The organism is Nocardioides sp., from assembly GCF_035547795.1.
GTDB lineage: Bacteria > Actinomycetota > Actinomycetes > Propionibacteriales > Nocardioidaceae > Nocardioides.
Genome location: NZ_DASZUF010000181.1, coordinates 33542 through 58359, shown reverse-complemented (window position 1 = coordinate 58359; position 24818 = coordinate 33542). Strand labels below are relative to the sequence as shown.

Here is a 24818-nt window from a genome sequence, read left to right as displayed (position 1 = left end):
GTTCGCGTGGCGGGTGACACTTCGGAAGTGTCACTTCAGCCGCAAAGTGTCACGGTGACACTTTGGGAGACGGGGCCGGCGGGCAGGCGGGGCGGGAGCCCGTCCACCGGGTGACCCGAAGAAGCACCACTGAGGTCCTTGATGATAAGAACTCCCCGTGATCGCTTGTGACTGAGGAACGCCTCCCCGGTCGGCTGCTGGTCACCCTGGCGCTGCTGAGCGCCACCGCGCCGGTCTCCACCGACCTGTATCTCGCGTCGTTCCCGCAGATGACGCGCGCGTTGCACACCGACGCGTCGATGGTGCAGCTCACGCTGACCGCGTTCCTGGTCGGCATCGGCCTCGGACAGGTGCTCTGGGGCCCGGTCACCGACCATCTCGGCCGGATTCGGCCGATGATCGCCGGCGCCGCGCTGAGCTTCGTCGCCTCGGTCGTGGCGATGCTGGCGCCGAGCGTGCACGTGCTCATCGTGGCCCGACTGGTGCAGGCGCTGTGTGGCGCCGCGGTGGTCGTCTCCGGAGGCGCTTCGGTCGCCGATCGGCTGCACGGCTTCGCGCTGGCGCGCACGCTGACGCTGCTGGGCACCATCATCGGCCTGGCCCCGATCTGCGCTCCGGTGGCGGGCGGCTTCCTCGCCGAGCACGTGCCCTGGCGCGGCGTGCTCGGCGTGATCTGCGGCTTCACGCTGGTGCAGATCGTCGTGATCATGCTGGTCGTCCGCGAGTCGCTGCCGGTCGAGCGCCGCAGTCCGCGGGTGCGCTATGGGCACATCGGCACGCTGCTGCGCCGCCCCGCGTACGTCGGACACGCGGCCACGCAGGTGCTCGGCTTCGCCACCCTGATGACCTACGTCTCGTCCTCCTCGTTCGTCTTCCAGCGCTACCTCGGCCTCTCCAGCGCCGACTACGGGCTCTGCTTCGCGCTCAATGCCATCGGGCTGGTCGCGGCCAGCTTCGCGTCCTCCCGGCTGGCCCGGCGGCGGGTGCATCCGGCGCGCACGGCCGGGCGGGCGCTGCCCGTCGCGGTGGCGGCGATCGCGGTGATGCTGCTCGTCGTCCTCTCTCCGCTGCCGCGCGCCCTGATGCTCGTCCCGCTCTTCGTCGCCCTGGCCTCGCTCGGCTTCGTCAACGGCAACTGCGGCGCGCTCGCGGTGCAGCAGAGCCGGGACGTCGCCGGCTCGGGCAGCGGGCTGGGCGGCGGCCTGATGTTCCTCGGAGCCGGCCTGGTCTCGCCGTTGGGCGGCATCGCCGGCGAGGACACCGCCGTGCCGTTCGCGGTCACGATGCTGTGCCTGAGCCTGGCCGCGGCGGCGGCCTTCGTCGGCGTACGCCGCTACGTCGCACGGCACCGGCATCTCGAGCACGCGTTCGCGATGCCGGTGGTCGCCGAGTCGCCGGCCTGACCCCTCAGAAGCCGAAGGTCAGGTACGGCGGCACCGCGTCCCGCGCCAGCAGGCCCAGCACCATCGCCTCGTGCGGCACCGTCGGCTCGGGGAGCGCGCTCAGCGGGAACCAGCCGAGGTCGGTGGCCTTGGCCGACTCCATGATCCGGGGCTCGCCCGACCATGCGCGGGCGGTGAAGAAGAAGTCGACGCGCTCGTCGATCGGCTCACCGCCCGCGGTGCGCTGCATCGACGTCAGGAAGGTGAGGTCGACATCGGTGACGCCGATCTCCTCGACCGCCTCGCGGGTGGCGGCGTCGAAGGCGGTCTCGCCGCGCTCGACGTGGCCGGCCGCGCCCGCGCCCCAGTGGCCAGCCATGAACGGTACGTCGCCGCGCCGCTGCAGCAGCACCTCGGTGCCGGCGGTGCCGGGGCGCAGCAGGAACACGTAGGCCGCCGGGACGACGACGAAGCGGTCGAGTGTCATCCAGGCGGCCTACGTAGCTCGGTCAGTGCGTCACTCGTCGATGCCGAGCGCGTCCTTGGCCTTGTCCACGCCGGCGTCGATCTGGTCGCCGAACTTGCCGCCGGTCTTGTCGTCGGCGAAGTCCGACGCCTTGTCCAGCGCGTCGGAGACCTGGTCCGGGTGGTCGGAGACGGCGTCCTTGGCCTTGTTCACCGCGTCATCGAGAAATCCCATGTTCATCCCCCATCGTGATGGGCGGCACCCCGAGTGGCGCCGCGTTCGCTGACACACTAGCCACATGCCGGCGCTATCCTCCACGCCCTCGGACCAGAGTTCTCCGGCTGTTCCCCTGGTGGCGGTGGTCGGCGCCACGGCTGCCGGGAAGACGGCGCTCTCCCTCGACCTGGCCGAGCGGCTCGGTGGCGAGATCGTCAACACCGACGCCATGCAGCTCTACCGCGGCATGGACATCGGCACCGCCAAGCTGCCCGAGCGGGAGTGGCGCGGCGTCCCACACCACCTCGTCGACGTGCTCGACGTGACGGAGCCGGCCACCGTGGCCGAGTACCAGGGCTGGGCCCGCGACGTGATCGCCCGGCTCCGCGCCGCGGGCACGGTGCCGATCCTGGTCGGTGGCAGCGCGCTCTACACCCGGGCGCTGGTCGACCGGTTCGAGTTCCCCGGGACCGATCCCGCGCTGCGCGCCCGGCTCGAGCGCGACCTGGACTCGTTCGGGGCCGCGGCCCTGCACCGGCGGCTGGCCGGCGTCGACCCGGTGGCGGCGGAGCGGATCGAGCCGGAGAACGGCCGCCGCATCGTGCGTGCCCTGGAGGTCGTCGAGCTGACTGGCAGGCCGTTCAGGGCCCGCCTGCCGGTGCAGCAGTACGTCGACCCGCACACCGTCCAGATCGGCGTCGACATCGACCGCGAGACGCTCGACGCCCGGATCGAGCAGCGGGTGGAGCAGATGTTCGAGGCCGGCCTGGTGGCCGAGGTGGAGGGTCTGATCGGTCGCGGACTGCTGCGGAGCAGGACCGCCGCGGCGGCGATCGGCTACCAGGAGGTGGCGGCGTACCTCGCCGGCGACCTGACCCTGGCCGAGGCCAAGCTCAAGACCGTGGCCAAGACCCGCCGGTTCGCCCGGCGCCAGGACGCGTGGTTTCGCAAGGACCCGCGGGTGGTGTGGGTGCGCCACGACGACCCCGAGCGGGTCGAGAAGGCGGTGGCAGCGGTCCGTAGGCTGGTGCCGTGAGCTATCCATTCGTCAAGGGCCACGGCACCGAGAACGACTTCGTGGTGCTGCCCGACCCGGACGGATCGGTGCACGGTCCGCTCGCCGCCGAGCGCGTTCGCGCGTTGTGCGACCGGCGGGCCGGCCTCGGCGCCGACGGCGTGCTGCGCGTCGTCCGCACGGCGAGCTACCCGGCCGACTGGCCCGGCGCGCCGACGGGGGTGGCGGGCGAGTGGTTCATGGACTACCGCAACGCGGACGGCTCCATCGCGGAGATGTGCGGCAACGGCACCCGGGTGTTCGCGGCGTACCTGCGCGAGCAGGGGCTGGCCGGTGACTCGATCACGATCGCGACCCGGGCCGGCGACAAGACCCTTACCTTCGACGGTGCCGACTGGACCGTCGACCTCGGCCCGGCCGAGATCCACGGCGAGACCAAGGTCGCCGCGGGCGGCCACACCTGGCCGGCGCGGCACCTGAGCATGGGCAACCCCCATGCGGTCGTCTTCGTGGAGACCCTGGAGCAGCCGGGCAGCCTGCTGGAGCAGCCGGAGTACGACGCCGCGGTCTACCCGACCGGGGTGAACGTCGAGTTCGTGGTGTCGGTGGGGCCGCGGCACGTCGCGATGCGGGTGCACGAGCGCGGAGTGGGGGAGACCCGCTCCTGTGGCACCGGCGCCGGTGCGGTGGGGGTGGCCGCGATGCTGGCCGACGGTGCGACTCGGCCGGCGGCGTACACGGTGGACGTGCCCGGTGGTCGGCTGACGGTGACGTGGACCGACACGGGCGTCCTGCTGAGCGGGCCGGCGGTCCTGGTCGCCCGTGGCGAGACCGACCTGTGAGGCCGATCAGTCGACCCTGAGGCCGAACGCCCGCGCCAGCGACGGGGCGGTGCGGGCACGACGCAGGTGCTTGGCGCCGACGACGTCGTCGAGGAAGCCGGTCAGCGAGTAGTGACTCAGCGGTGAGGAGACCACCCGTGGTCGCTGGTCATGGGTGGCCACCACTGTCAGCACCCTGTTGCCGTGGCGGCCGTCGTCCTCGTCGGCGGTCACCACGATCGCCAGCCGGCCGGACGTCCAGTCGGGTCCGGAGGTGAGGGCGGCGATGCGGGCCGAGATCCAGTCGTCGGCCTGGGCCAGCGTGCCGTCGTGGGCGTCGTGGACGACGTCGGGGATGACGAACCCGACGTTCGGCAGCGTGCCCGCAGCGGCGTCGTGGGCCAGTCGGGTGGCGGGTACGTCGTGCTTGCGGCAGGCGGCCCGGTCCGTGACGAAGTAGGCCCACGGGTTGTGTCGGACGGCGTACTCGCCGTGGTTGGTCAGGGCGCAGTGACCGGGCATGGCGTCGGCGTACACCTTCGCCGTGCGGCCGTGCCGGTGGGCCTGGCGGAAGACGGTGTTGCCGCGCAGTCGGTGGACCGTGGGGTCGGCGTCGTCGGTGATCCCGAGCGTCGACCCGGCCGCGATCGCGATGTAGTTCGGCAGGGACGGGTGGCGGATGGCGGTGTAGTCGGTGGCGTAGGCGTGCTGGGTGGCGAAGGCATAGGTGCGCGGCATGCCGGCGCGCATCTCGGCGAGAGAGTGGTTCTCGACCATGAAGACGATCGCCTTCGTCACCCGCGGCCCGGCGGCACGTGCGGTCGCCGTGCTCCCCGGGGTCATCGGGGTCATCGGGGTCATCGGGGTCGTGGAGGCCGCCGTGGCCGCCGGCGGTGAGGGCGTCGCCCCGGCGGGACGCGAGGCGCCGCCGCATGCGGTCAGCACGGCGGCCAGCACGGTCGACGACGACAACAAGACCAGGCTTCGACGCATGGATCGACGATAGGTGGCCGGGCGCTAGAGTCCGGCGCATGGATCTGACCAACAGCACCGCCATCGTCACCGGTGGCGCCAGCGGCATCGGCGCGGCCTGCGTGCGCCAGCTCGCCGACCGCGGCGCGACGGTGATCATCGCCGACCTGCAGGCCGACAAGGGCGAGGCCCTGGCCGAGGAGGTCAAGGGCGTCTTCGCGCAGGTGGACGTGACCAAGACCGACCAGATCACCGCCGCGGTGGAGCAGGCCGCGCAGATCGCACCGCTGAAGGCGTGCGTGAACTCCGCCGGCATCGGCTCGGCGGTGCGCACCATCGGCCGCGACGGTCAGATCGAGTCGGCGTTCCCGATCGACGCCTTCCGCAAGGTCATCGAGATCAACCTGATCGGCACCTTCGACGTGGTCCGCCAGGCCGCGACGGTGATGAGCCGCAACGAGCCGGACGCGAACGGCCAGCGTGGCGCGATCGTCAACCTGGCCAGCGTGGCTGCCTTCGACGGCCAGATCGGCCAGGCGGCGTACAGCGCCTCCAAGGGCGGCATCGTCGGGCTCACCCTGCCGCTGGCCCGCGACCTGTCCGCGGCCGGCATCCGGGTCAACACGGTCGCGCCGGGCCTGATCGACACCCCGATCTACGAGTTCGTGCCGAACCCGGAGGAGTTCAAGGCCAACCTGGGCAAGAACGTGCTCTTCCCCAAGCGCCTCGGCGTGCCCGACGAGCTGGCCTCGATGGTGCTGGAGCTGATCACCAACGACTACATGAACGCCGAGACCATCCGCGTCGACGGCGGCATCCGGATGCCACCCAAGTGAGTCGCTGACCCCCGCGATGTCACGCGTCCCGGCCGCACCAGCGGCCGGGACGCATGAGGGTGCGATAACCGCTGGCGCGCCGCCGTACCCTTGAAGGCGTATGACGAACGCACATGACTTCAGCCTGGAGACCGAGCTCGAGGAGACCGTCGACTGGGACGACCTCGCCGACGACCTCGCCGACGACACCGAGGACGAGCCCAGCGCCGGCGCGATGGAGCTCGCCGAGCGGCACGCCCTGCGCCGGGTGGCCAGCCTGCGCACCGAGCTCGAGGACATCACCGAGGTCGAGTATCGCCAACTGCGACTGGAGCGGGTCGTCCTGGTCGGGGTGTGGACCGACGGCAGCATCGAGGACGCCGAGAACAGCCTCGCCGAGCTCGCGCTGCTCGCCGAGACGGCCGGCTCGGAGGTGCTGGAGGCGATCTACCAGCGCCGGCAGTCGCCCGACCCGGCGACGTACGTCGGCCGTGGCAAGGTCGAGGCGATCGGCGAGATCGTCCGGGCCACCGGCGCGGACACGGTGATCTGCGACGGTGAGCTCGCGCCCAGCCAGCTGCGCAACCTCGAGGACCGCCTCCAGGTCAAGGTGGTCGACCGGACCGCCCTGATCCTCGACATCTTCGCCCAACACGCGAAGTCCAAGGAGGGTCAGGCCCAGGTCGAGCTCGCCCAGCTCAACTACATGAAACAGCGCCTGCGCGGTTGGGGCGGCAACCTGTCGCGCCAGGCCGGTGGCCGGGTCGCCGGCGGCGCCGGCATCGGTGGCCGCGGGCCCGGTGAGACCAAGATCGAGACCGACCGGCGCCGGATCAACACCAAGATCGCCAAGCTCAACCGGGAACTGCGCGAGATGAAGTCGACCCGCGACACCAAGCGGGCCACTCGACGGCGCAACCAGATCCCCGCGGTCGCGATCGCCGGCTACACCAACGCCGGCAAGTCCAGCCTGCTCAACCGGCTCACCGACGCCGGCGTGCTGGTGGAGGATGCGCTGTTCGCCACGCTGGACCCCACCACCCGGCGTACCACCACCGCCGACGGCCGGGTCTACACCATGAGTGACACCGTCGGGTTCGTCCGGCACCTGCCGCACCAATTGGTCGAGGCGTTCCGGTCGACCCTGGAGGAGGTCGCCGACGCCGACCTGATCCTGCACGTGGTCGACGGCTCCCACCCGGACCCGGAGGGGCAGTTGTCAGCGGTGCGCGAGGTCTTCGCCGAGATCGGCGCCGCCGACGTGCCGGAGCTGGTGGTGGTCAACAAGATCGACGCCGCCGACCCGCTGGTGGTCCAGCGGCTGCTGCGCGAGGAGCCGCACAGCGTTGCCGTCTCCGCGCGCACCGGCGAGGGCATCGCGGCGGCACTGGCGGCGGTCGAGGCCGACCTGCCGCGGCCGGGCGTGCCGTTCCACGTGCTGCTGCCCTACGAGCGTGGCGACCTGGTCAACCGGGTGCACCAGCACGGCGAGATCGACCACCTGGAGCACACCGGCGAGGGCACCGAGATCACCGGCCGCGCCAACGAGGACCTGGCCGCGGAGCTGTCGTCGTACAACGTTTAGGTGAATCTGCTGCGCCTCGTCGGTATCGGCCGGATCATGGTCCGGTGACCAGAAGGATCCGGCTCGTGCTGGCGGCCTCGGTGGCGTCCGTGCTCGCCACCCTGGGCGTCGTGGTGGTGCTGCTGCACGACGGCGCCAGCGCGGCCGAGTCGTCGTGCGCCCGCACCCAGGCGGCCTCGGTGGCGCGCGCCTCGATCGTGACCGGCCACGGCCCGCGCACGCTGGTGATCGGCGACTCGTGGGCGGCCGGCTTCGGGCTGTGGAACATCGGCCGGTCGTTCCCGTCGTACCTGCCCGGGCGGGTGCACGTCGCCGCGTTCTCCGGCTCCGGCTTCAGCGAGGGCGCGACCCACTGCCGCCACGAGTCGTACGCCGACCGCGCCCCCGAGGCGTTGCGCGGCGGTGCCTCGCTGGTGGTGGTCGAGGGCGGCCTCAACGACACCGACCAGCCGCCCGCCGACGTGGTGAGCGGGTTCCACCGACTGATGAGCGTGCTGCACGGCCACCGGGTGGTCGTCATCGGGCCCACCGCGGCCCCGAAGCGTGGCGACAGCGTGTACCCGGTCGACGCGCTGCTGGCGCGGCTGTGCGCCGCCGCCCGGGTGCCGTACATGTCGACGCTCGGCATCGAGCTGCCCTACCAGGGCGACCGGCTGCACCCCACCGCCGACGGCGCCGGCATCTTCGGCGAGGCGGTCGCGCACTGGATTCAGACCCAGGCCTGACACCTGGCTCGCTCCCCGGGCGCTCGATCGGACAAGATGGGGCCATGGAGCAGCGCACCCTCGGAACCACCGGCAAGGACGTCTCGATCGTCGGGCTCGGCACCTGGCAGCTCGGCGCCGACTGGGGCGAGGTCAGCGAGTCCGACGCCCGCGCCGTCCTGGAGGCGAGCGTCGAGGCCGGCGTCACGTTCTTCGACACCGCCGACGTGTACGGCGACGGGCGCAGCGAGCAGCTCATCGGCGACTTCCTGCGCTCCACCGGGGCGTCGGTCACGGTCGCCACCAAGATGGGTCGCCGCGTCGAGCAGATCCCGGAGAACTACACCCTGGACAGCTTCCGGGCCTGGACCGATCGGTCCCGGCGCAACCTCGGCGTCGACACCCTCGACCTGGTGCAGCTGCACTGCCCGCCGTCGGCAACCATCGACGACGAGGTCACCTACGACGCGCTACGCACGCTGGTCGAGGCCGAGGCCATCGCGGCGTACGGCGTCTCCGTCGAGACCTGCGACCAGGCGCTCTCCGCCATCCGCCACGGCGCCGCCACGGTGCAGATCATCCTCAATGCGTTCCGGCTCAAGCCGCTGGACCAGGTGCTGCCCGCCGCGGCGCGGGCGGGCGTGGGCATCATCGTGCGCGTGCCGCTGGCCAGTGGGCTGCTCTCGGGTCGCTACGACCGCGACACCGTGTTCGCGCACAACGACCACCGCAGCTACAACCGGCACGGCGAGGCGTTCGACGTGGGTGAGACGTTCTCCGGGGTCGACTACGAGACCGGCGTGGCGGCGGCGAAGGAGTTCGCCGAGCTGGTTCGGGCGCACGGCCCCGAGGGCGCGACGCCCGCGCAGGTGGCCATCGCGTGGTGCGCGCAACAGCCCGGCGTCACCACCGTGATCCCCGGTGCTCGCAACGTGGACCAGGCCCGGTCCAACGCCGCGGCCGGGCTGGTGCCGGCGCTCTCGGCCGAGTTGCTCGAGGGCATCACCCGGATCTACGACACCCACCTGCGCGCCTCGATCCATCCGCGTTGGTAGCACGCCGGTGCGGGCGCGGCGGATCCTCACCTGGACCGGGTTCGGCCTGATCCTGGCCGGCCTGGCCATGCTCGGCTGGGTGGCCTGGGAGTTCTACGGCACCACCTGGGTCAGCCACCGGCACCGGGAGCAGGCGCTCAGCCGGCTGGAGCAGGGCTGGCGCGGCGGACACGGCTCCGTGCGTACGTCGTGGGGCGAGGCGGACGCCATCGTCCGGATCCCACGCTTCGGCTCCTCCTACGCCGTGCCGGTGCTCGAGGGCACCTCCGCCGCGGTGCTGGCGACCGGCTACGGCCACTTCACCGGCACCGCGGGTCCCGGCCAGGTCGGCAACTACGCGCTGGCCGCCCACCGGATCACCCACGGGGAGCCGCTGCGCCGGATGCCCGATCTGCGGTCGGGTGACGAGGTGATCGTGCAGACCCGCACGCGGACCTACACCTACCGGCTGACCAACGCCGGATCCGCGCTGGTGGTGCCGATGACGGCGACCTGGGTGACCACGCCGCTGCCGCGCAATCCGACCGGCGGGATCGAGCCCGCGCAACAGCCGGGGCAGCGGCTGATCACGCTGACCACGTGCAGCGAGCTGTTCCACACCGACAACCGGATGGTGGCCTTCGGCGTACTGGTGGCTAGCGCGCCCCGATGACGCCCGCCGCGCGCGCCGCCTCCGCATAGGCGGCCGCCAGCGAGGCCACCGTCTCGTGGGCGTTGAGGCCGCTCGGGTTGGGCACCACCCACAGCTCCGACTCGCCCAGCATGGTCGGCTGACGGCCGACGGTGGCCTTGGGCAGCCCGAATGCGGTCCGGTACGCCGTGATCCCGGCCATCGCGACCACCCGCGGCCGCAGCCGCAGCACGAGGTCGGTGAGGGCCTTGCTGCCTTCGCGCAGCTCCTCGGCGCCCAGCTCGGAGGCGCGGGCGGTGGCGCGGTGCACCAGGTTGGTGATCCCGATGCCGCGCTCGCGCAGGTGCTCACGGTCGGCCTCGGTCATGCCGTCGGCAGGGCTGATCGGGCGGTCGATGATCCCGGCCTGGAACAGCGCGGGGTAGAACCGGTTGACCGGGTGGGCGAAGTGGGTGCTCGTCGCGGCGGTCCACAGCCCGGGGTTGATCCCGACGAACAGCAGCCTCAGCTCCTGTCCGGGCCCCGGCAGCAGGTCCGGCACCGCGGCGCCGTAGAACGTCTCGAGCTCTTCTCTGGTGAATCGCGCCACACCCCGAGCATTTCACCCTCCCGCCGAGAGGTCACTTTCTGCCCCTCGAGGGGTCACTTTCGGCGCGTTGAGTGGTCACTTCGGGCGGTTACTTCCGGCGGCACGGCGGACACTCGACCCGCCAAAGGTGACCTCTCGACCGGCCAAAGGTGACCTCTCGACGTGGATAGGGTTTGCGCGTGCCGTGGAACACCTTCATCGAGGGCGACAACCTCACGGTGCTGCACGCGCTCGCCGCCGCGGGTGAGACCTTCGACCTGGTCTACATCGACCCGCCGTACAACACCGGCAGCGCGTTCGCCTACCACGACGACGTGCGCGGCCCGGACGGCCGGCGGGCGGGGCGACACGAGGCGTGGGTGGCGATGATGCGGCCACGGCTGGAGGCGGCGCGTGCGGTGATGAGCCGGGGCGCGGCGATCTACGTCTCCATCGACGACAACGAGGCCGCGCACCTGCGGCTGCTGATGGACGAGGTGTACGGCGAGGCCAACTTCCTGGCCCAGGTCGTGGTCAGCCTCAACGCCAAGGGGCGCCAGCTGGGGCGCGGCTTCGCCACCTCGCACGAGTATCTGCTGGTCTACGCCCGCGACGCGCGGGCCTGTGTGCTGGACGCCTCCTCGCCGGAGCTGGTGGACGAGCGCGACTTCCCGCTGGTGGCCGACGACGGCCGGCGCTACCGGCGGCTGCCGTTGCGCAACACCAACAAGAAGTTCAACCCAATCACCGCGCCCACGCTGCACTATCCGCTGTGGGGCTCGCCCGAGTCCGGTGAGGTGCGGGTCGAGCCGTTCCCCGGTGCGGTGGAGATCAAGCCGGTCTTCGGCGACGGCTCGCCGGCGGTGTGGCGCTGGAGCGCGCCGCTGGTGGCCGAGCGCAGCGACGACCTGGTCTGCCGGCGGCTCACTGGGCGGCTGGGGGAGCGGGTCGACGTCTTCCAGCGCGATTGGCTCGACGTCGTCGGCGGGGCGACCGGGACCGTGCGGCGCAAGAAGCTGCGCACCGTGTGGACCGCCGCCGAGGTCGGCTCCACCGACGTCGCCGTCGCCGAGCTCAAGGCGCTGGTCGGCCACGTCTTCGAGTCGCCGAAGCCGACCGGGCTGCTGCGCCGCATCCTGCAGACCATGCCCACCGATGCGCGGGTGCTCGACTTCTTCGCCGGGTCCGGGACCACGGGCCACGCGGTCGCGCTGCAGAACGCCGCGGACGGGGGTCGTCGTACCTGTGTCTCGGTGAACCACGCCGAGCCCACCCGACCCGGCTCGAACGCCCACCGTGTGGGCCTGGCCACCGTCGCCGACATCACCCGGGCCCGGCTACGCGCCGTGGCCGAGGCGGTCGGTGGCGGGCTGGAGGAGCGGTGATCGAGCGCGAGCTGCTGCTGCACCGCGGCCGTACGTCGCTGCGGACGCGGCTGGCCCGCTGGCGCACCAAGCGCTGGCAGATCGTGCAGTGCGCGGTCGCGGCGGCGGTGGCGTGGTTCATCGCCCGGCACGTGCTCGGGCACCCGACGCCGGTCTTCGCGCCGATCGCGGCGGTCGCCTCGCTCGGCACGTCCTACGGCCAGCGGCTGCGGCGCGTGGCCGAGGTCTCGCTCGGGGTGTCGCTGGGCGTCCTGGTCGGTGACCTGCTGGTGGCCTGGATCGGGCAGGGGCCGTGGCAGCTCGCGCTGATCGTGGCGCTGGCGTTCAGCGTCGCGATCCTGCTCGACGCCGGCGTGATCTTCCAGAACCAGGCGGCGGTGCAGTCGATCTTCGTCACCGCGATGCTGCCCGGGAACAACGGCATCTGGACCCGCTGGACCGAGGCGCTGGTCGGCGGCGCCGTCGCGCTGGTGGCGGCCACGGTGGTGCCGGCGGCGCCGTTGCGCCGGCCCCGGGAGCAGGCCGCGCGCGTGGTCATCCGGATCGCCGAGCTGCTGCGCGCCGCGGGTGCGGTGATGCTCGAGGGTGAGGGCGATCGCGGCTACGCGATCCTCGCCGATGCCCGCGCCACCGACAGCCTCATCCGTGAGCTGCAGGCCGCCGCCGACGAGGGCATGGCGGTGGTGGCGTCCTCGCCGTTCCGGGTCAAGCACAAGGCGTCGGTGCGCCGCATGGTCGAGCTGGTCGAGCCGCTGGACCGTGCCCTGCGCTCCACCCGGGTGCTGGTGCGTCAGGTCGCGGTCGCCGCCCATCGCAGCCGGCCGGTGCCGGCGTCGTACGCGACCTTGGCCTTCGACCTCGCTGACGCCACCGAGCAGGTGGCCGCCGAGCTGCGCGCGGGCCGACTGGCCGCCGACGCCCGCGAGGCGCTGCTGGCGGTCGGGGAGGCCTCCGGCGCCGTGGAGCGCTCGGAGATGATGACCGCGGAGGTGATCCTGGTGCAGATCCGCTCGGTGGTGGTGGACCTGCTGGTGCTCACCGGGATGGAGCAGCTGGAGGCGACGGACTCGCTCCCACCGCCCCCGCGCTGATCGCGTCGAGCGTGGCCAGCCAGCGCTCCGCGGTCCCGTCGTACGGCGGCTCGCCGGCGGCGACCGCGGCCCAGACCCGGTCGGCGGAGTCCTCGGCCAGCGAGATGATCTCGGGCGGATAGCCGAGCTCGACCTGGTGCTGCTCGAACTCGTCCTGGTCGTCGAGGACCAGCCCGCGCTGGTCGCGGAGCAGGATGACGTCCAGGTCCAGGTCGACCATGGTCAGCACGTCGCCGTCCCAGACCGGCGGCGTGGTCATGTCGACGTACACCGCGGTGTCATGACCGGCGTCGTAGAAGCCGGCGAAGTGGGCGGCGTCGTGGTGCGGAGCCAGGCTCACGCAGGCGAAGTCGGCGACGAAGTCACGGCCGGGGCGCTGGTAGCGCGTGCCCACCGGGAAGCCGAGCCAGTCGCCGTGCTCGTCGGTGCCCAGATAGACGCCGTCGTAGCGCCAATGAGGCCGGCCTCCCCACTTGGTCATGCGGATGTGGATGGGGTGGCCGGCCTCGAAGAGCATGAGACCTGTCTACCGCAGATCGGACTCAGTGCGACTTCGGCGGCATCACGTACTTGGCGCCGAGGGCGATCAGGTCCTGGTAGCGCGAGCCGGTGAACTTGCCGAAGTTGTGCACCGCGTGGGCGTCGAGCCCGATCAGCACTCGGGCCTGCCTCTTCTGGATGCCGCGGATGATCACCTCGGCGGCCTTCTCCGGCGTGGTCTTGGCCAGCTTCTCGTCGAAGAACTTCGCGGTGGCGGCCTGGTCCTCCTTGGCCGAGGTGCGGGCCGAGCGCGCGATCGCGGTCTTGATGCCGCCGGGGTGGACGGCGGTGACGCCCACGCCGGTCCGCCCGATCAGCATCTCCTCGCGCAGCGCCTCGGTCATGCCGCGCACGGCGTACTTGGCGGCGTTGTACATCGACTGCCCCGGCATCGAGACCAGCCCGAAGAGGGAGGAGATGTTGACCAGGTGAGCGTCACCGGACTCGATCAGCGCGGGCAGGAAGAACTTGGTGCCGTGCACCACGCCCCAGAAGTTGATCCCGATGATCCAGTCGATGTCGTCCCACTCCAGGTCGACCAGGTCGCCGGCGAGCGCGACGCCGGCGTTGTTGATCACCACGTTGACGCCGCCGTAGTGGCTCAGCACGTCCGCGGCGTACGCCTCGAAGGCTGCCCGGTCGGCGACATCGAGCCGGTCGGCCTTGACCTCCGCGCCCCGGTGCTTGACCGCGTCGACGGTCTCGGCCAGGCCGGCCTCGTTGATGTCGGAGAGCGCCAGCCTGGCGCCGCGGCCGGCGAAGTCCAGCGCCAGCGCGCGGCCGATCCCGGAGCCGGCACCGGTGATGACGACGACCTTGTTGTCGAACTTCTTCATGCGTTCACTTCCTCGTGCAGGCGCTCGGAGGCGCCGGTGACGACGTACTTGGCGACGTCGAAGGTGTGCAGCAGGCCGCGGAAGACGAACGTCGTGCGCGGCCAGAGGGTGGTGTTGCGGCCCTGCTCGTCGAGGTACCAGGAGGCGCAGCCGCCCGAGGACCACACGGTCGGCTTCATCCGCTCTTGGAGGTCGGCGTTCCACGCCTCGAAGGCGTCCTCGCGCGGCTCGACGGTGGCGTAGCGGTGGTGGCGCATGGTGCGGATGGCGTCGCGGATGTACTGCACCTGCGACTCGATGATGAACACCATCGAGCTGTGGCCCAGCCCGGTGTTGGGGCCGATCACGAAGAACAGGTTGGGGAACTCCGGGACTGTGGTGCCCTTGTACGCCGCCGCGCCGGTCTGGGCGAACCGGTCCGCCATCGACCGCCCGGTCCGCCCGATCACGTGGTGGGCCACCGGGATGTCGGTGGTGTAGAAGCCGGTGGCCACGATCAGCACGTCGATCTCGCGCTCGGTGCCGTCGGTGGTGACGATCGAGGAGCCGGTGACCTTGGCGATCTTGTCGGTGACCAGCTCGGTGTTGTCCGCGTCGAGCGCGGGGTAGTAGCGGTTGGAGATCAGGATGCGCTTGCAGCCGATCTCGTAGGTCGGGGTGACCTTGGCGCGCAGCTGGGGATCCTTGATGCCCTTGCGGATGTTCTGCAGCGCCATCATCTTGGCCGGCAGCGCCAGCTTCGGGTTCTTGGTGAACGCCGGCACGTAGAGCTCGCGACCCCAGTAGATCGCCGTCCGGGCAGCCCGCTGCAACCCGGGCACGTGCCGGAAGGCGAGCTTCTCCAGGCTGCTGTAGCGGTGCTCGTTGCGGGGGATCACCCACGGCGCGGTGCGCTGGTAGACGTCGAGGTGGCTGGCGACCTTCTGCACCTCGGGCACGATCTGGATCGCGCTCGCGCCGGTGCCGATCACCGCCACCCGCTTGCCGGTCAGGTCCACGTCGTGGTTCCACCGGGCGGAGTGGAAGATCTCGCCCTGGAAGTCCTCGATGCCGTCGATGTCGGGGAGCTTGGGCTCCGAGAGCGGACCGGGTCCGACGATGAACGTCTTGGCGGCGTACGTCGTCGTGCGCCGGCCGCTGCTGGTGGAGACCAGCCAGCGCTGCCGCTCGTCGTCCCAGCGGGCGGCGTCCATCGTGGTGTTGAGCACGATCCGGTCCCGCACGCCGTACTCCTCGGCGACGCGGCGGATGTAGTCGAGGATCTCCGGCTGGGGGGAGAAGCTCATCGACCAGTCCGGGTTGGGGGCGAACGAGTAGCTGTAGAGCTGGCTGGGCACGTCGCACGCGGCACCCGGGTAGGTGTTGTCGCGCCAGGTGCCGCCGACGTCGTTGCCGCGCTCGATCACGACGAAGTCACGCTCGCCGTCCTCGTCGAGCTTGATCGCGGCGCACACGCCGCCGAAGCCCGCACCCACGATGAGGTGGTCGACCTCGATCTCCTTGGCCATGGCTCTTCCTTTCCTGGCTGCGTTCCCACCGTAGGCGGTCTATTGAACGAACGTCAATAGACCGTAGGTTGCTTGTTGAACGAATGTCAATAGACTGTTGGCATGGCTTCGCGGATCCGGCTCTCACCCGCCGAACGGCGCGAGCAGCTGCTCGACCTCGGCGTCCGGCTCTTCGCGCGCCGTTCGCTCGACGAGCTCTCCGTCGACGTGCTCGCCCAGGAGGCGGGCATCTCGCGCGGGCTGCTCTACCACTACTTCGGCGACAAGCTCGGCTTCCGCGAGGCGGTCGTCCGCCGCGCGGCCGCCGACCTGGTCGCCCAGACCGCCCCGCCGCCCAGCGGCGACCCGCAGCAGCGCCTGCTGCACTCGATGGCGGCGTACCTGGCCTATGTCGAGGCGAACTACGAGGGCTACCTGTCACTGGTCAGGGGCGCGGCCGGGGATCCGGTCCTGCGCGAGGTGTACGACGAGGCCCGCGCCGCGCTGACCGACCGGATCTTCGAGTCCGACGACGCCGGCATGCTGCCCGACACCCCCGTCGTACGGCTGCTGGTCAAGGGCTGGGCGGCGATGGCCGAGGAGCTGGTGCTCTCCTGGATGGCCGATCCCGCCGGGGTCACTCGCGAGCAGCTGCTCGACCTGCTCGGCAACTCGCTGCCCGCGCTGGTCGCCTCGCCGGCGGCGGCCACGGTCGGCTGACCCGCCCGCCCGCCCGCCCGCGCCGCAGCCCGCTGCACCCGCCGTACCCCCGACTCCAAAGTGTCACCGTGACACTTTGGGCCTGGAGTGACACTTCGCATGTGTCACCCTCGCCGCGAAATATCACGGTGACACTTTGGGAGCGGGCGATCGGGCGGGGGCGCCGGGAAATCGCTCGCGTCCCGGCCGCGGCACTGACAGGCTGCAGCGATGGAACTCATCGTCGGTGAGGGCGACCCGGACCTCGACGGGCAGCTGTCCGACGCGCTCGACGCGGTCAACGCCCTGCGTACGGCCGGGGTCGCCGGCGCGCGGGAGCTGACCGTCAAGCTGGTCGATGACCGCGGGCTCGCGGCCGGCGTCAGCGGCTGGACGTGGGGCATCGCGGCCGGCATCGGCATGACCTGGGTACGCGAGGACGTGCGCCGGACGGGCGTGGGGTCGCGACTGCTCACAGCGTTCGAGTCGGAGGCCAAGGCGCGCGGCGCCGATCGCGTCTTCGTCACGTCGTTCACGTTCCAGGCGCCCGGCTTCTACGAGCGACATGGCTATCGAGAGCTGTTCCGGTGGGACGGCGTGCCGCGCGAGGGCGAGGCCGACGTCCACTTCCGCAAGCACCTGTGAGCGTCGGGGAGAATGGGGGCGCGATGACCGAGCAACCCCTGGAGATCAACTACCCACCGCATCTGCCGGTCAGCGAGCGGCGTGAGGACATCGCCGCCGCCATCCGCGACCACCAGGTGGTGATCGTGGCCGGCGAGACCGGTTCGGGGAAGACCACCCAGCTGCCCAAGATCTGCCTGGAGCTGGGCCGGTCGATGATCGGGCACACCCAGCCGCGCCGGATCGCGGCCCGGTCGGTCGCCGAGCGCATCGCCGAGGAGCTGGACACCGAGCTGGGCGACCTGGTCGGCTACCAGGTGCGCTTCACCGACCGGACCTCGGCGGCGTCACGGATCAAGCTGATGACCGACGGCATCCTGCTCGCCGAGCTGCAGCGCGACCGCGACCTGCGCCGCTACGACACGATCATCATCGACGAGGCGCACGAGCGCAGCCTCAACATCGACTTCCTGCTCGGCTACCTCAAGCGGCTGCTGCCGCGCCGGCCCGACCTGAAGGTGATCGTCACCTCGGCGACCATCGACACCCAGCGCTTCTCCGAGCACTTCGCGAGCGGCGGGGTCGGCGCTCCCGTCATCGAGGTCTCCGGTCGCACCTTCCCGGTGGAGATCCGCTATCGACCGCTCCTGGAGCTGCCCGAGGCGGACGACGAGGGCGAACCGGTCGTCCGGGACCAGACCGAGGGCGTCGTCGACGCGGTCAAGGAGCTGTGCGCCGAGGGGCCCGGCGACATCCTGGTCTTCCTGCCCGGCGAGCGGGAGATCCGCGACACCGCCGACGCGCTCGGCGACCTGCCCCGCACCGAGATCGTCCCGCTCTACAGCCGGCTCTCCGCAGCCGAGCAACACCGCGTCTTCCAGCCGCACACCGGTCGCCGCGTCGTCCTCGCCACCAACGTCGCCGAGACCTCGCTGACGGTGCCCGGCATCAGGTACGTCGTCGACACCGGGCTGGCCCGGATCAGCCGCTACTCCAGCCGCACGAAGGTGCAGCGCCTGCCCATCGAACCGATCTCGCAGGCGTCGGCCAACCAGCGCTCCGGCCGCTGCGGGCGCGTCGAGGCGGGCATCGCGATCCGGCTCTACGACGAGGAGGACTTCGCGGGCCGGCCGGAGTTCACCGAACCGGAGATCCTGCGCACCAACCTGGCCAGCGTCATTCTCCAGATGGCCTCGCTGGGCCTGGGTGAGATCGCCCGGTTCCCCTTCGTGGAGCCGCCGGAGAGCCGCAACGTGACCGCCGGCGTGCAGCTGCTGGAGGAGCTCGGCGCGCTCGGATCCCCGAATGAAAGGGACAGAAGGCCGGAATCAACGGGGCGAAATCCCCGACTCACGAGGCTCGGTCGGCGGCTGGCCCGGCTGCCGATCGACCCGCGACTGGGCCGGATGATCCTGGAGGCCGAGCGGCTCGGCTGCGTGCGCGAGGTGATCGTGATCGCGGCCGCGCTGAGCCTGCAGGACCCGCGCGAGAGGCCCGGCGCCGATCACCCCAAGGAGCAGGCGCAGGCCGACCAGCTGCACGCCCGGTTCAAGCACGAGGCCAGTGACTTCCTGACCTGGCTCAACCTGTGGCGCTACCTCAAGGAGCAGCAGCGCGAGCTGTCCTCCAGCGCGTTCCGGCGGATGTGCCGACGCGAGTTCCTCAACTACCTGCGGGTGCGGGAGTGGCAGGAGTTCGAGTCCCAGCTGCGCCAGGTCTGCAAGGAGATGAGGATCCAGGTCGGCCGCCCCGCGGACAGCCCCGACGAGGACGGCATCCACCAGGCGCTGCTCTCGGGTCTGCTCTCCCACATCGGCCTGCTGGAGGAGCGAACCCGTGACAAGGCCGGTGACAAGGCCCGGCGGTCGGGGCCGCGGGAGTACCTCGGCGCGCGCAACACCCGGTTCGCGATCTTCCCCGGCAGCGCCCTGCACCGGCGCAACCCGCCGTTCGTGATGGCCGGCGAGCTGGTCGAGACCGGCCGGCTGTGGGCCCGCCAGAACGCCGCCATCAAGCCCGAGTGGGCCGAGCGGCTCGCCGGCGACCTGGTCAAGCGGACCTACTCCGAGCCGCACTGGTCCCGCAAGCGGGCGGCCGTGATGGCGCGCGAGCGCGTCACACTCTACGGCGTACCCCTGGCGGCCGATCGCCCCGTCAACTACGGCCGGATCGATCCCGAGCTGGCCCGCGAGCTGTTCATCAGGCACGCGCTGGTCTACGGGGAGTGGCAGACGCATCACCGGTTCCTGCGCGACAACGCCCGGCTGCTGGAGGAGGCCCAGGAGCTCGAACACCGCGCCCGGCGGCGCGACATCGTGGTCGACGAGCACACCCTGTTCGACTTCTACGACGCCCGCATCCCCGCCGACGTGGTCAGCGGGCAGCACTTCGACCGCTGGTGGAAGCAGCAGCGCGACAAGCAGCAGCTGACGTTCAGCCTCGACATGCTCACCCGGGACGTGGAGGTGTCGGAGCAGGAGTTCCCGACACAGTGGGAGAGTGGCCCGCTCACATTCGAGATCGGCTACCACTTCGAGCCGGGCGCCGCCGAGGACGGCCTGACCATCGACGTACCCGTCGCCACGCTCAACCGGGTCGGCGACGAGGACTTCTCCTGGAACGTCCCGGGCCTGCGCGAGGAGCTGGTCACCGCGCTCATCCGCAGCCTGCCCAAGCAGCTGCGCACCGCACTGGTGCCGGCCCCAGACCGGGCCCGGCAGTTCCTCGCCGAGACGCCACCGGGCGAGGAGCCGCTGCTCGACGCGCTCGAGCGCTGGGCGCGCGCCACGGCCGGGCTGCACGTCCCGCGCGAGGCCTGGGACTGGTCGAAGGTGCCCGAGCACCTGCGCCCGACGTACCGCGTCGTCGACGAGGACGGCCGCGAGCGGGCCCGTGGCAAGGACCTGGCAGCGCTGAAGGCGCCGCTGGCGGGGGAGTTCCGGCAGGCGATCGCCGAGGTCGCATACGACGCCGGGCTGGCCCGCACCGGGCTCGCGTCGTGGGACATCGGCGATCTGCCGGCGACGGTCACCGAGAAGCGGGCCGGCCACGAGGTCACCGTCTACCCCGCGCTGGACGACGAGGGCGCCAGCGCGGGCGTCGTCGTCTGCGGCAGTCCGGAGGAGGCCGAGGCGCGACACCGGCTCGGTGTCGCCCGGCTGGTGCTGTTGACCACCCCGGACCCGACCAAGCAGGTGATCGAGGCGCTGTCGATGACCGACCGGCTGGCGCTGGCCTCGACGCCGTACCCCACCACCGCCGCGCTGGTCGAGGACTGCCGCGCCGCCGTGGTGCAGCAGGCCGTCGACGCCCGGCCGCGGGTGCTCACCGCGGCGGGCTTCGAGGCGCTGCGACAGGCGCTCGGCACGCCCGAGGAGCAGCGCGCGGCCACCGCCGCCGTGCTCGGGGACGCGCTGCGCGCTCTGGCGGCCTGGCGGGAGGCAGACAAGGCGTTGTCCGGTCGCGCCGACATGTACCAGCTGCCGGCGTTGACCGACATGAGGGACCAGCTCGCCCGACTGATGGCGCCCGGCTTCATCCACGACGCCGGGCCGGCGCAGCTGCGCCGTTATCCGACGTACCTGCGCGCGATCGTGCTGCGCCGCGAGCGGCTCGACGCCGCCCTGGTCGCCGACCGGGAGCTCCAGGGCCGGATCGCCGAGCTGCAGGAGCACTACCTGCACCAGCTCGCCGCGCTGCCGCCCGGTCGACCGCCGGGCGAGCGGCTGCGCCGGGCGCGCTGGATGCTCGAGGAGTACCGCGTCCAGCTCTGGGCCCAGCAGCTGGGCACCGCTCAGCCCGTCTCTGATGCTCGGATCCGTAAGGTGTTGGGATGACCGAACGGAAGCATCACCGGCCGATGACGCCGGGCGACCGGTTCCTGGAATCGGTGGCCGGGGGAGTGGACCCGATCGAGGTGCGGGAGGCCGCCGACCGGGCCGCCACCCTGCTGGTGCGGGGCGCACGCGAGACGGGCGACCCCCAGGTCGCCGAGCGACTGCTGCACCTGGCCGACACCGAGGGCATCGAGGCGATCGCCGAGGTCTGGGCCGGCAGCCCGGCCGACACGCTCGCGGGGTGCCTGTGGCGGCTCTACCTGCTGCGCAGCTGGGTGTACGCCGATCCGGTCGAGGTGGCGCGGCAGTTCGACGCCGGCCGGACCCGGGCGCAGGTCGCCCGCGTGGTCGCCGGGGTGGCCGAGCCGCCGGGCCCGGAGGAGCTCCAGACGATGGTCGACGAGGTGCTGCGCGGCATCGCCGGCAGCGACTTCGCCGACGTACTCCTGCGGGCGGCCGCCTTCGCCCGCGTCGTCGCCACCGGTCGGGCGGCGCTGGAGCACGATCCCGCCGAGGTGCGGCACACCCTGACCCTCGCCGAGCAACTGGAGACCGCCGGTCACGCGGAACTGGCCCACCGGTTGGGGTGAGGGCGTTAAAATAGACAACGAGTACGTCGGGCCGCGGCAGCCCCGGGTCCCAAAATTAGCCGCTGCGAGCGGCCACGCGCCGTGAGGCGCTCCCGGTCCGGCGTGCTCCCTTTCTTCGGAGTCTTCCCTCTCAGGGTCTCCTCAGATGCCGGCCGCTAGAGTGAGGCGGCAGTTCGAGACCAGGCGAGATGACGGAGGCGCGCGAGTGAGGTCGATGAGCAAGGTGGCCTCCGCGATCGCCCTCACCGTCGTCGCTGGCGCGGCACTCAGCGGCTGCGGCGGCCACGCCGCGGCCACCAAGCACCACAAGACGCGGCCCAGTCACACCGCCGCGGCCGGTCCCACCCAGTTGAGGCTGGGGGTGTTCGGGTCGCCGGCCGAATTGGCGGCGTACCAGCAGGCGGTCTCGACCTACGACGCCCAGCACACCGACGTCACCATCAGCGTGCAGACCTGGCCCACCGCTGCGGCGATGATGAAGGACCTGGCCTCGGGCAGCCCCACGCCCGACGTCTTCCTCGCCGGCCGGGAGGACCTCGCCGAGCTGGAGCAGGACAAGACCATCGCCCCGGTGGACGAGGCGTTGGCGGCCCGCAACGTCGACCTGGGCGACGAGTACTCCCGTGAGGCGCTGGAGGCGTTCTCCGCCGACCGGCACCTGCAGTGCATGCCGTACGCGGCCGACCCGGACGTCGTCTACTACAACACCGACCTGGTCGACTTCGACGCGATGAAGGCCGCCGGCGTTGCCACCCCGAACAGCCTGGACAGCGGCAAGTGGACGGTGAACACCTTCGCCGCCGCGGTGCAGTACGCCAGCGCCGCCGGGCCGCGGATCCGCGGGTTCTACCTGCCGCCGACGCTGGAGGGCCTGGCGCCGTACATCTACTCCGGCCAGGGCAAGGTCTTCGACGACGAGACCACGCCGACCTCGCTCGCCTTCTCCGACCCCAGCAGCCAGAAGGCGCTGGAGGAGCTGCTGCCGGCGGTCACCACACCCGGTGCCACGCTGAGCGCCCAGCAGCTGAAGAAGCACACGCCGCTACAGTGGTTCGAGCGCGGCAAGCTGGCGATGATGGTCGGCGACCGCTCGATCGTGCCCGAGCTGCGCGAGCAGCCGGGCCTGCACTGGGACGTCATCTCGCTGCCCTCGGTCAACGGCACCACCACCGTCGGCGACTACACCGGGCTGTGCCTGAGCCGCACCACCAAGACGCCCCAGGCCGCCGCCGACCTGCTCGCCTACCTGGTCTCCGACGACGCCGAGGCCATCGTCGCCCACGCCGGCTCGATCGTGCCGGTCAACAACGAGGTGGCGCTCTCCGACGACTTCCTGCAGCCCGACCTCCAGCCGGCGCACGCGAAGGTCTTCGTCAACAGCATCCGGCAGATGCACATCCTGCCGGTCTCCTCTGACGTCGCCGACTCCCTCGACGGCGCCGTCGGCGGCCTGCTCACTCAGCTGCTCGCCCCGGGCGCCGACGTGGCCGGGATCAGCGCCTCGATCGACGCCGCCAGCCAGCCGATCCTGGCTCAGGCGCTGCCGTCGTCCTCGTCCTCGCCGTCGGCCACCACATCGGCGACCACGTCAGCCTCGACGCCGGCCGGCTGAGCCTCGGCCGCCAGCACCGCGTCGGTCAACAGCGGCGCGGTGAGCGCGATCTGCCACCCGCGGGCGCCGTACGACGCGAGCTGGGCGATGACCTGGTCCAGCAGGGTGCCCGGATCGCGGGTGGCCGGGGGCGTCCACATCACCCGGCGCAGGAAGTCGGGGGTGAGCAGGTTCTCCACCGGCAGGTTGTGCTCCCCGGCGAGGCGCTGCACGGCGTCGCGCGCGAGCGCCAGCCGCCGGGCGGCGATCGGATCCCGCTCCGCCCAGGCCCGCGGCACCGGCGGACCGTCGCCGCGCGGAGTGCGCACCGGAAGCCGGGACTCGTCCATCTCGGCGACCCGGCGTAGGGCGGCCACCCAGCGGGAGGCGTAGCGCTCGGCCCCGCGGCCGTGGAAGCCCTTGGTGGCCATCAGCGCGTCCCGGTCGCTGGGCATCGCGGCCGCGGCTGCCACGATCGCCGAGTCGGGAATGATCCTGCCTGGTGTCACGTCACGCTGTCGGGCGATCTCGTCGCGGGTCTCCCACAGCTCGCGCACCGCCGCCAGCTCGCGCCGGCCACGGATGCGATGCATGCCGGAGGTACGCCGCCACGCCTCCACCCGCGGTGTGGGCTCGAAGCCGCGCAGGTAGTCGAACTCCTGGCGCGCCCACTCCGCCTTGCCGGCCGCCTCCAGCTCGGCGGCGAGCACGGCGCGCAGCTCGACGAGCACCTCGACGTCGAGCGCGGCGTACTCCAGCCAGGCCTCCGGCAGCGGCCGGGTCGACCAGTCGGCGGCGGAATGCTCCTTCTTCATGTGGAAGCCGAGCACCGTCTCCACCAGCGTGGCCAGGCCGACGCGGGGGTAGCCGAGCAGCCGGCCGGCCAGCTCGGTGTCGAACAGTGCGGACGGGCGCAGCCCCACCTCGGCCAGGCAGGGCAGGTCCTGGGTGGCCGCGTGCAGGATCCACTCGGTGCCCTCCAGCGCCTCGGCCAGCGGCTGCAGCGTGGTCAGTCCGATCGGGTCGATCAGCCAGCTGCCGGCGCCCTCGCGGCGCAGCTGGATCAGGTAGGCGCGGTTGGAGTAGCGGTAGCCGGAGGCGCGCTCGGCGTCGATGCCGACCGGCCCCGTCCCGGCCGCGATCGCGGCCGCCGCGGCCTGCAGCCCCTCGTCGGTGTCGGTCACCGGGGGCAGGCCCTCCCGCAGGGTGAGCAGCGGCGCCTGGGCGTTCTCGGTGTCCTCGGCGGCGCTGCCCGGCGTGGTGCTATCGGTCACGCAGGTCCTCGCTGCCCGCGCCGGCTCGGCATCACCGCGACGCCGTCGGGCACGGGCGGCAGGCCGACGGCGGTGCACAGCAACTCGCCCCACGCCTCCACGTGCGGGCGGACGTCGACGTACCCGCTCTCGCCGGCGACGGGCGTCCAGGAGGCGCGGATCTCGACCTGGGCGGTGCCGGCCTCGTCGGCCATCCCGCCGAAGCTCTCGGTCGCGACCCGGGTGACGGTGCCGGAGGCGGCGACGTACGCCGCGTCGTGGGCCTGCAGCGCCTCGGTCAGCCAGGACCAGCCGACCTCGCCCAGCATGGGGTCGCTGATCAGATCGACCTCGACCTCGGCGCGGGCGTAGAGCACACAGCGGAACGTACCGCCGGCCCAGGCGTCGTTGCCGGCCGGGTCGTGCAGCAGGATCAGCCGACCGGTGCCGAGGTCGGTCTCCTCGACCGTGACATCGGCGGAGAGGGCGGCGGCGTACGGCGCGATCCGCTGCGGCGCCGGCATCTCCTCGCAGAAGACCTCCGGGCGCAGGGTCGCGGCGTTCATGGTGGCGACGGCGGCCCGGAACACGTCGGGCGTGCCCGACCCCGGCTGTGTCTCCTGCCGTGCGACCATGGCATCACCCTAGGTCGCCAT

25 protein-coding genes are annotated in these 24818 nt (G+C 71.8%); 16 read left to right on the top strand and 9 right to left on the bottom strand.

What is annotated here, in order from left to right; translation table 11 throughout:
- Positions 1–167: 167 nt before the first annotated feature.
- A complete protein-coding gene (locus VHA72_RS13520; protein ID WP_325576065.1) occupies positions 168–1403 on the top strand; it encodes a multidrug effflux MFS transporter in 1236 nt (411 codons plus the stop codon).
- Positions 1404–1407: 4 nt separating this feature from the next.
- Here VHA72_RS13520 and VHA72_RS13515 read toward each other — a convergent pair whose 3' ends face one another.
- Entirely contained in the window at positions 1408–1869 is a 462-nt protein-coding gene (locus tag VHA72_RS13515; protein WP_325576063.1) for an NUDIX domain-containing protein, read from the bottom strand.
- 30 nt (positions 1870–1899) lie between these two features.
- The gene (locus VHA72_RS13510) at positions 1900–2082 is read right to left on the bottom strand and encodes an antitoxin (RefSeq protein WP_325576061.1); all 183 of its coding nucleotides are present in this window, start codon (positions 2080–2082) and stop codon (positions 1900–1902) included.
- Between the two features lie 64 nt (positions 2083–2146).
- Here VHA72_RS13510 and miaA point away from each other — a divergent pair, with 64 nt between their 5' ends.
- Both miaA and dapF read left to right on the top strand, forming a co-directional pair.
- Positions 2147–3100 (top strand): tRNA (adenosine(37)-N6)-dimethylallyltransferase MiaA, encoded by a 954-nt coding sequence (miaA, locus tag VHA72_RS13505; RefSeq protein WP_325576059.1) that lies wholly within the window; start codon positions 2147–2149, stop codon positions 3098–3100.
- On the top strand, positions 3097–3921 hold the full coding sequence (dapF, locus tag VHA72_RS13500; RefSeq protein WP_325576057.1) for a diaminopimelate epimerase: 825 nt from the start codon (positions 3097–3099) through the stop codon (positions 3919–3921). Before miaA ends, dapF begins: the two co-directional genes overlap by 4 nt.
- A 6-nt stretch (positions 3922–3927) precedes the next feature.
- Here dapF and VHA72_RS13495 read toward each other — a convergent pair whose 3' ends face one another.
- The gene (locus tag VHA72_RS13495; protein ID WP_325576055.1) at positions 3928–4677 is read right to left on the bottom strand and encodes an alkaline phosphatase family protein; all 750 of its coding nucleotides are present in this window, start codon (positions 4675–4677) and stop codon (positions 3928–3930) included.
- On the opposite strand from VHA72_RS13495, the gene VHA72_RS13490 reads away from it, so the two are divergent.
- The 6 genes from VHA72_RS13490 to VHA72_RS13465 all read left to right on the top strand — a co-directional run bounded on the left by VHA72_RS13490 (position 4676) and on the right by VHA72_RS13465 (position 9683).
- Entirely contained in the window at positions 4676–4906 is a 231-nt protein-coding gene (locus VHA72_RS13490; protein ID WP_325576053.1) for a hypothetical protein, read from the top strand. The genes VHA72_RS13495 and VHA72_RS13490 overlap by 2 nt on opposite strands.
- A 25-nt stretch (positions 4907–4931) precedes the next feature.
- Complete coding sequence (locus tag VHA72_RS13485; RefSeq protein WP_325576051.1) at positions 4932–5708, top strand: SDR family oxidoreductase; 777 nt, start codon at positions 4932–4934, stop codon at positions 5706–5708.
- Positions 5709–5808: 100 nt separating this feature from the next.
- Complete coding sequence (gene hflX / locus VHA72_RS13480) at positions 5809–7272, top strand: GTPase HflX (protein WP_325576049.1); 1464 nt, start codon at positions 5809–5811, stop codon at positions 7270–7272.
- Between the two features lie 44 nt (positions 7273–7316).
- On the top strand, positions 7317–7997 hold the full coding sequence (locus VHA72_RS13475) for an SGNH/GDSL hydrolase family protein (RefSeq protein ID WP_325576048.1): 681 nt from the start codon (positions 7317–7319) through the stop codon (positions 7995–7997).
- A 44-nt stretch (positions 7998–8041) separates the two neighbouring features.
- Entirely contained in the window at positions 8042–9031 is a 990-nt protein-coding gene (locus tag VHA72_RS13470) for an aldo/keto reductase (RefSeq protein ID WP_325576047.1), read from the top strand.
- Positions 9032–9038: 7 nt separating this feature from the next.
- Positions 9039–9683 carry a class E sortase gene (locus VHA72_RS13465; RefSeq protein ID WP_325576045.1) on the top strand — a complete coding sequence of 215 codons (645 nt, stop codon included), beginning with the start codon at positions 9039–9041 and terminating at the stop codon, positions 9681–9683.
- Here VHA72_RS13465 and VHA72_RS13460 read toward each other — a convergent pair.
- Positions 9667–10251, bottom strand: coding sequence for a mismatch-specific DNA-glycosylase (locus VHA72_RS13460; RefSeq protein ID WP_325576043.1), 585 nt, complete (start codon positions 10249–10251; stop codon positions 9667–9669). The two genes, VHA72_RS13465 and VHA72_RS13460, sit on opposite strands and share 17 nt — an antisense overlap.
- A 179-nt stretch (positions 10252–10430) precedes the next feature.
- Between VHA72_RS13460 and VHA72_RS13455 the strand changes: the two genes are divergently transcribed.
- Both VHA72_RS13455 and VHA72_RS13450 read left to right on the top strand, forming a co-directional pair.
- Positions 10431–11615 carry a site-specific DNA-methyltransferase gene (locus VHA72_RS13455; RefSeq protein WP_325576041.1) on the top strand — a complete coding sequence of 395 codons (1185 nt, stop codon included), beginning with the start codon at positions 10431–10433 and terminating at the stop codon, positions 11613–11615.
- Complete coding sequence (locus tag VHA72_RS13450) at positions 11612–12706, top strand: FUSC family protein (protein ID WP_325576039.1); 1095 nt, start codon at positions 11612–11614, stop codon at positions 12704–12706. Before VHA72_RS13455 ends, VHA72_RS13450 begins: the two co-directional genes overlap by 4 nt.
- On the opposite strand, the gene VHA72_RS13445 is transcribed toward VHA72_RS13450, so the two are convergent.
- Genes VHA72_RS13445 through VHA72_RS13435 form a run of 3 tightly spaced genes read right to left on the bottom strand, consistent with a single transcriptional unit; the run spans position 12651 to position 15590 of the window.
- Positions 12651–13223, bottom strand: coding sequence for a DUF402 domain-containing protein (locus tag VHA72_RS13445; RefSeq protein ID WP_325576038.1), 573 nt, complete (start codon positions 13221–13223; stop codon positions 12651–12653). The genes VHA72_RS13450 and VHA72_RS13445 overlap by 56 nt on opposite strands.
- 25 nt (positions 13224–13248) lie before the next feature.
- Positions 13249–14082 (bottom strand): SDR family NAD(P)-dependent oxidoreductase, encoded by an 834-nt coding sequence (locus VHA72_RS13440; RefSeq protein WP_325576036.1) that lies wholly within the window; start codon positions 14080–14082, stop codon positions 13249–13251.
- Complete coding sequence (locus VHA72_RS13435) at positions 14079–15590, bottom strand: flavin-containing monooxygenase (protein ID WP_325576034.1); 1512 nt, start codon at positions 15588–15590, stop codon at positions 14079–14081. The genes VHA72_RS13440 and VHA72_RS13435 overlap by 4 nt, the downstream gene beginning before the upstream one ends.
- A gap of 102 nt (positions 15591–15692) precedes the next feature.
- Between VHA72_RS13435 and VHA72_RS13430 the strand changes: the two genes are divergently transcribed.
- The 5 genes from VHA72_RS13430 (at position 15693) to VHA72_RS13410 (ending at position 22930) form a co-directional block, all read left to right on the top strand.
- A complete protein-coding gene (locus VHA72_RS13430; RefSeq protein WP_325576032.1) occupies positions 15693–16289 on the top strand; it encodes a TetR/AcrR family transcriptional regulator in 597 nt (198 codons plus the stop codon).
- Positions 16290–16499: 210 nt separating this feature from the next.
- Entirely contained in the window at positions 16500–16913 is a 414-nt protein-coding gene (locus VHA72_RS13425; RefSeq protein WP_325576031.1) for a GNAT family N-acetyltransferase, read from the top strand.
- A 23-nt stretch (positions 16914–16936) separates the two neighbouring features.
- The gene (hrpA, locus tag VHA72_RS13420; protein ID WP_325576029.1) at positions 16937–20728 is read left to right on the top strand and encodes an ATP-dependent RNA helicase HrpA; all 3792 of its coding nucleotides are present in this window, start codon (positions 16937–16939) and stop codon (positions 20726–20728) included.
- The gene (locus VHA72_RS13415) at positions 20725–21318 is read left to right on the top strand and encodes a hypothetical protein (RefSeq protein WP_325576027.1); all 594 of its coding nucleotides are present in this window, start codon (positions 20725–20727) and stop codon (positions 21316–21318) included. The genes hrpA and VHA72_RS13415 overlap by 4 nt, the downstream gene beginning before the upstream one ends.
- A gap of 214 nt (positions 21319–21532) precedes the next feature.
- Entirely contained in the window at positions 21533–22930 is a 1398-nt protein-coding gene (locus VHA72_RS13410) for an ABC transporter substrate-binding protein (protein WP_325576025.1), read from the top strand.
- Here VHA72_RS13410 and VHA72_RS13405 read toward each other — a convergent pair.
- Positions 22852–24183 carry an HRDC domain-containing protein gene (locus VHA72_RS13405; RefSeq protein ID WP_325576023.1) on the bottom strand — a complete coding sequence of 444 codons (1332 nt, stop codon included), beginning with the start codon at positions 24181–24183 and terminating at the stop codon, positions 22852–22854. The genes VHA72_RS13410 and VHA72_RS13405 overlap by 79 nt on opposite strands.
- On the bottom strand, positions 24180–24797 hold the full coding sequence (locus VHA72_RS13400; RefSeq protein ID WP_325576021.1) for a DUF3000 domain-containing protein: 618 nt from the start codon (positions 24795–24797) through the stop codon (positions 24180–24182). The genes VHA72_RS13405 and VHA72_RS13400 overlap by 4 nt, the downstream gene beginning before the upstream one ends.
- Between the last annotated feature and the right edge of the window lie 21 nt (positions 24798–24818).

What these genes read in the sequence shown, in the direction of transcription:
- VHA72_RS13510 (WP_325576061.1), bottom strand. Translation starts at nt 2,082, where the DNA reads ATGGGATTTCTCGATGACGCGGTGAACAAGGCCAAGGACGCCGTCTCC.
- hflX (WP_325576049.1), top strand. Translation starts at nt 5,809, where the DNA reads ATGACGAACGCACATGACTTCAGCCTGGAGACCGAGCTCGAGGAGACC.
- VHA72_RS13415 (WP_325576027.1), top strand. Translation starts at nt 20,725, where the DNA reads ATGACCGAACGGAAGCATCACCGGCCGATGACGCCGGGCGACCGGTTC.
- VHA72_RS13410 (WP_325576025.1), top strand. Translation starts at nt 21,533, where the DNA reads ATGAGCAAGGTGGCCTCCGCGATCGCCCTCACCGTCGTCGCTGGCGCG.
- VHA72_RS13445 (WP_325576038.1), bottom strand. Translation starts at nt 13,223, where the DNA reads ATGCTCTTCGAGGCCGGCCACCCCATCCACATCCGCATGACCAAGTGG.
- VHA72_RS13425 (WP_325576031.1), top strand. Translation starts at nt 16,500, where the DNA reads ATGGAACTCATCGTCGGTGAGGGCGACCCGGACCTCGACGGGCAGCTG.
- VHA72_RS13515 (WP_325576063.1), bottom strand. Translation starts at nt 1,869, where the DNA reads ATGACACTCGACCGCTTCGTCGTCGTCCCGGCGGCCTACGTGTTCCTG.
- VHA72_RS13435 (WP_325576034.1), bottom strand. Translation starts at nt 15,590, where the DNA reads ATGGCCAAGGAGATCGAGGTCGACCACCTCATCGTGGGTGCGGGCTTC.
- VHA72_RS13440 (WP_325576036.1), bottom strand. Translation starts at nt 14,082, where the DNA reads ATGAAGAAGTTCGACAACAAGGTCGTCGTCATCACCGGTGCCGGCTCC.
- VHA72_RS13495 (WP_325576055.1), bottom strand. Translation starts at nt 4,677, where the DNA reads ATGGTCGAGAACCACTCTCTCGCCGAGATGCGCGCCGGCATGCCGCGC.
- VHA72_RS13470 (WP_325576047.1), top strand. Translation starts at nt 8,042, where the DNA reads ATGGAGCAGCGCACCCTCGGAACCACCGGCAAGGACGTCTCGATCGTC.
- VHA72_RS13485 (WP_325576051.1), top strand. Translation starts at nt 4,932, where the DNA reads ATGGATCTGACCAACAGCACCGCCATCGTCACCGGTGGCGCCAGCGGC.
- VHA72_RS13400 (WP_325576021.1), bottom strand. Translation starts at nt 24,797, where the DNA reads ATGGTCGCACGGCAGGAGACACAGCCGGGGTCGGGCACGCCCGACGTG.
- miaA (WP_325576059.1), top strand. Translation starts at nt 2,147, where the DNA reads ATGCCGGCGCTATCCTCCACGCCCTCGGACCAGAGTTCTCCGGCTGTT.
- VHA72_RS13430 (WP_325576032.1), top strand. Translation starts at nt 15,693, where the DNA reads ATGGCTTCGCGGATCCGGCTCTCACCCGCCGAACGGCGCGAGCAGCTG.
- VHA72_RS13490 (WP_325576053.1), top strand. Translation starts at nt 4,676, where the DNA reads ATGAAGACGATCGCCTTCGTCACCCGCGGCCCGGCGGCACGTGCGGTC.
- hrpA (WP_325576029.1), top strand. Translation starts at nt 16,937, where the DNA reads ATGACCGAGCAACCCCTGGAGATCAACTACCCACCGCATCTGCCGGTC.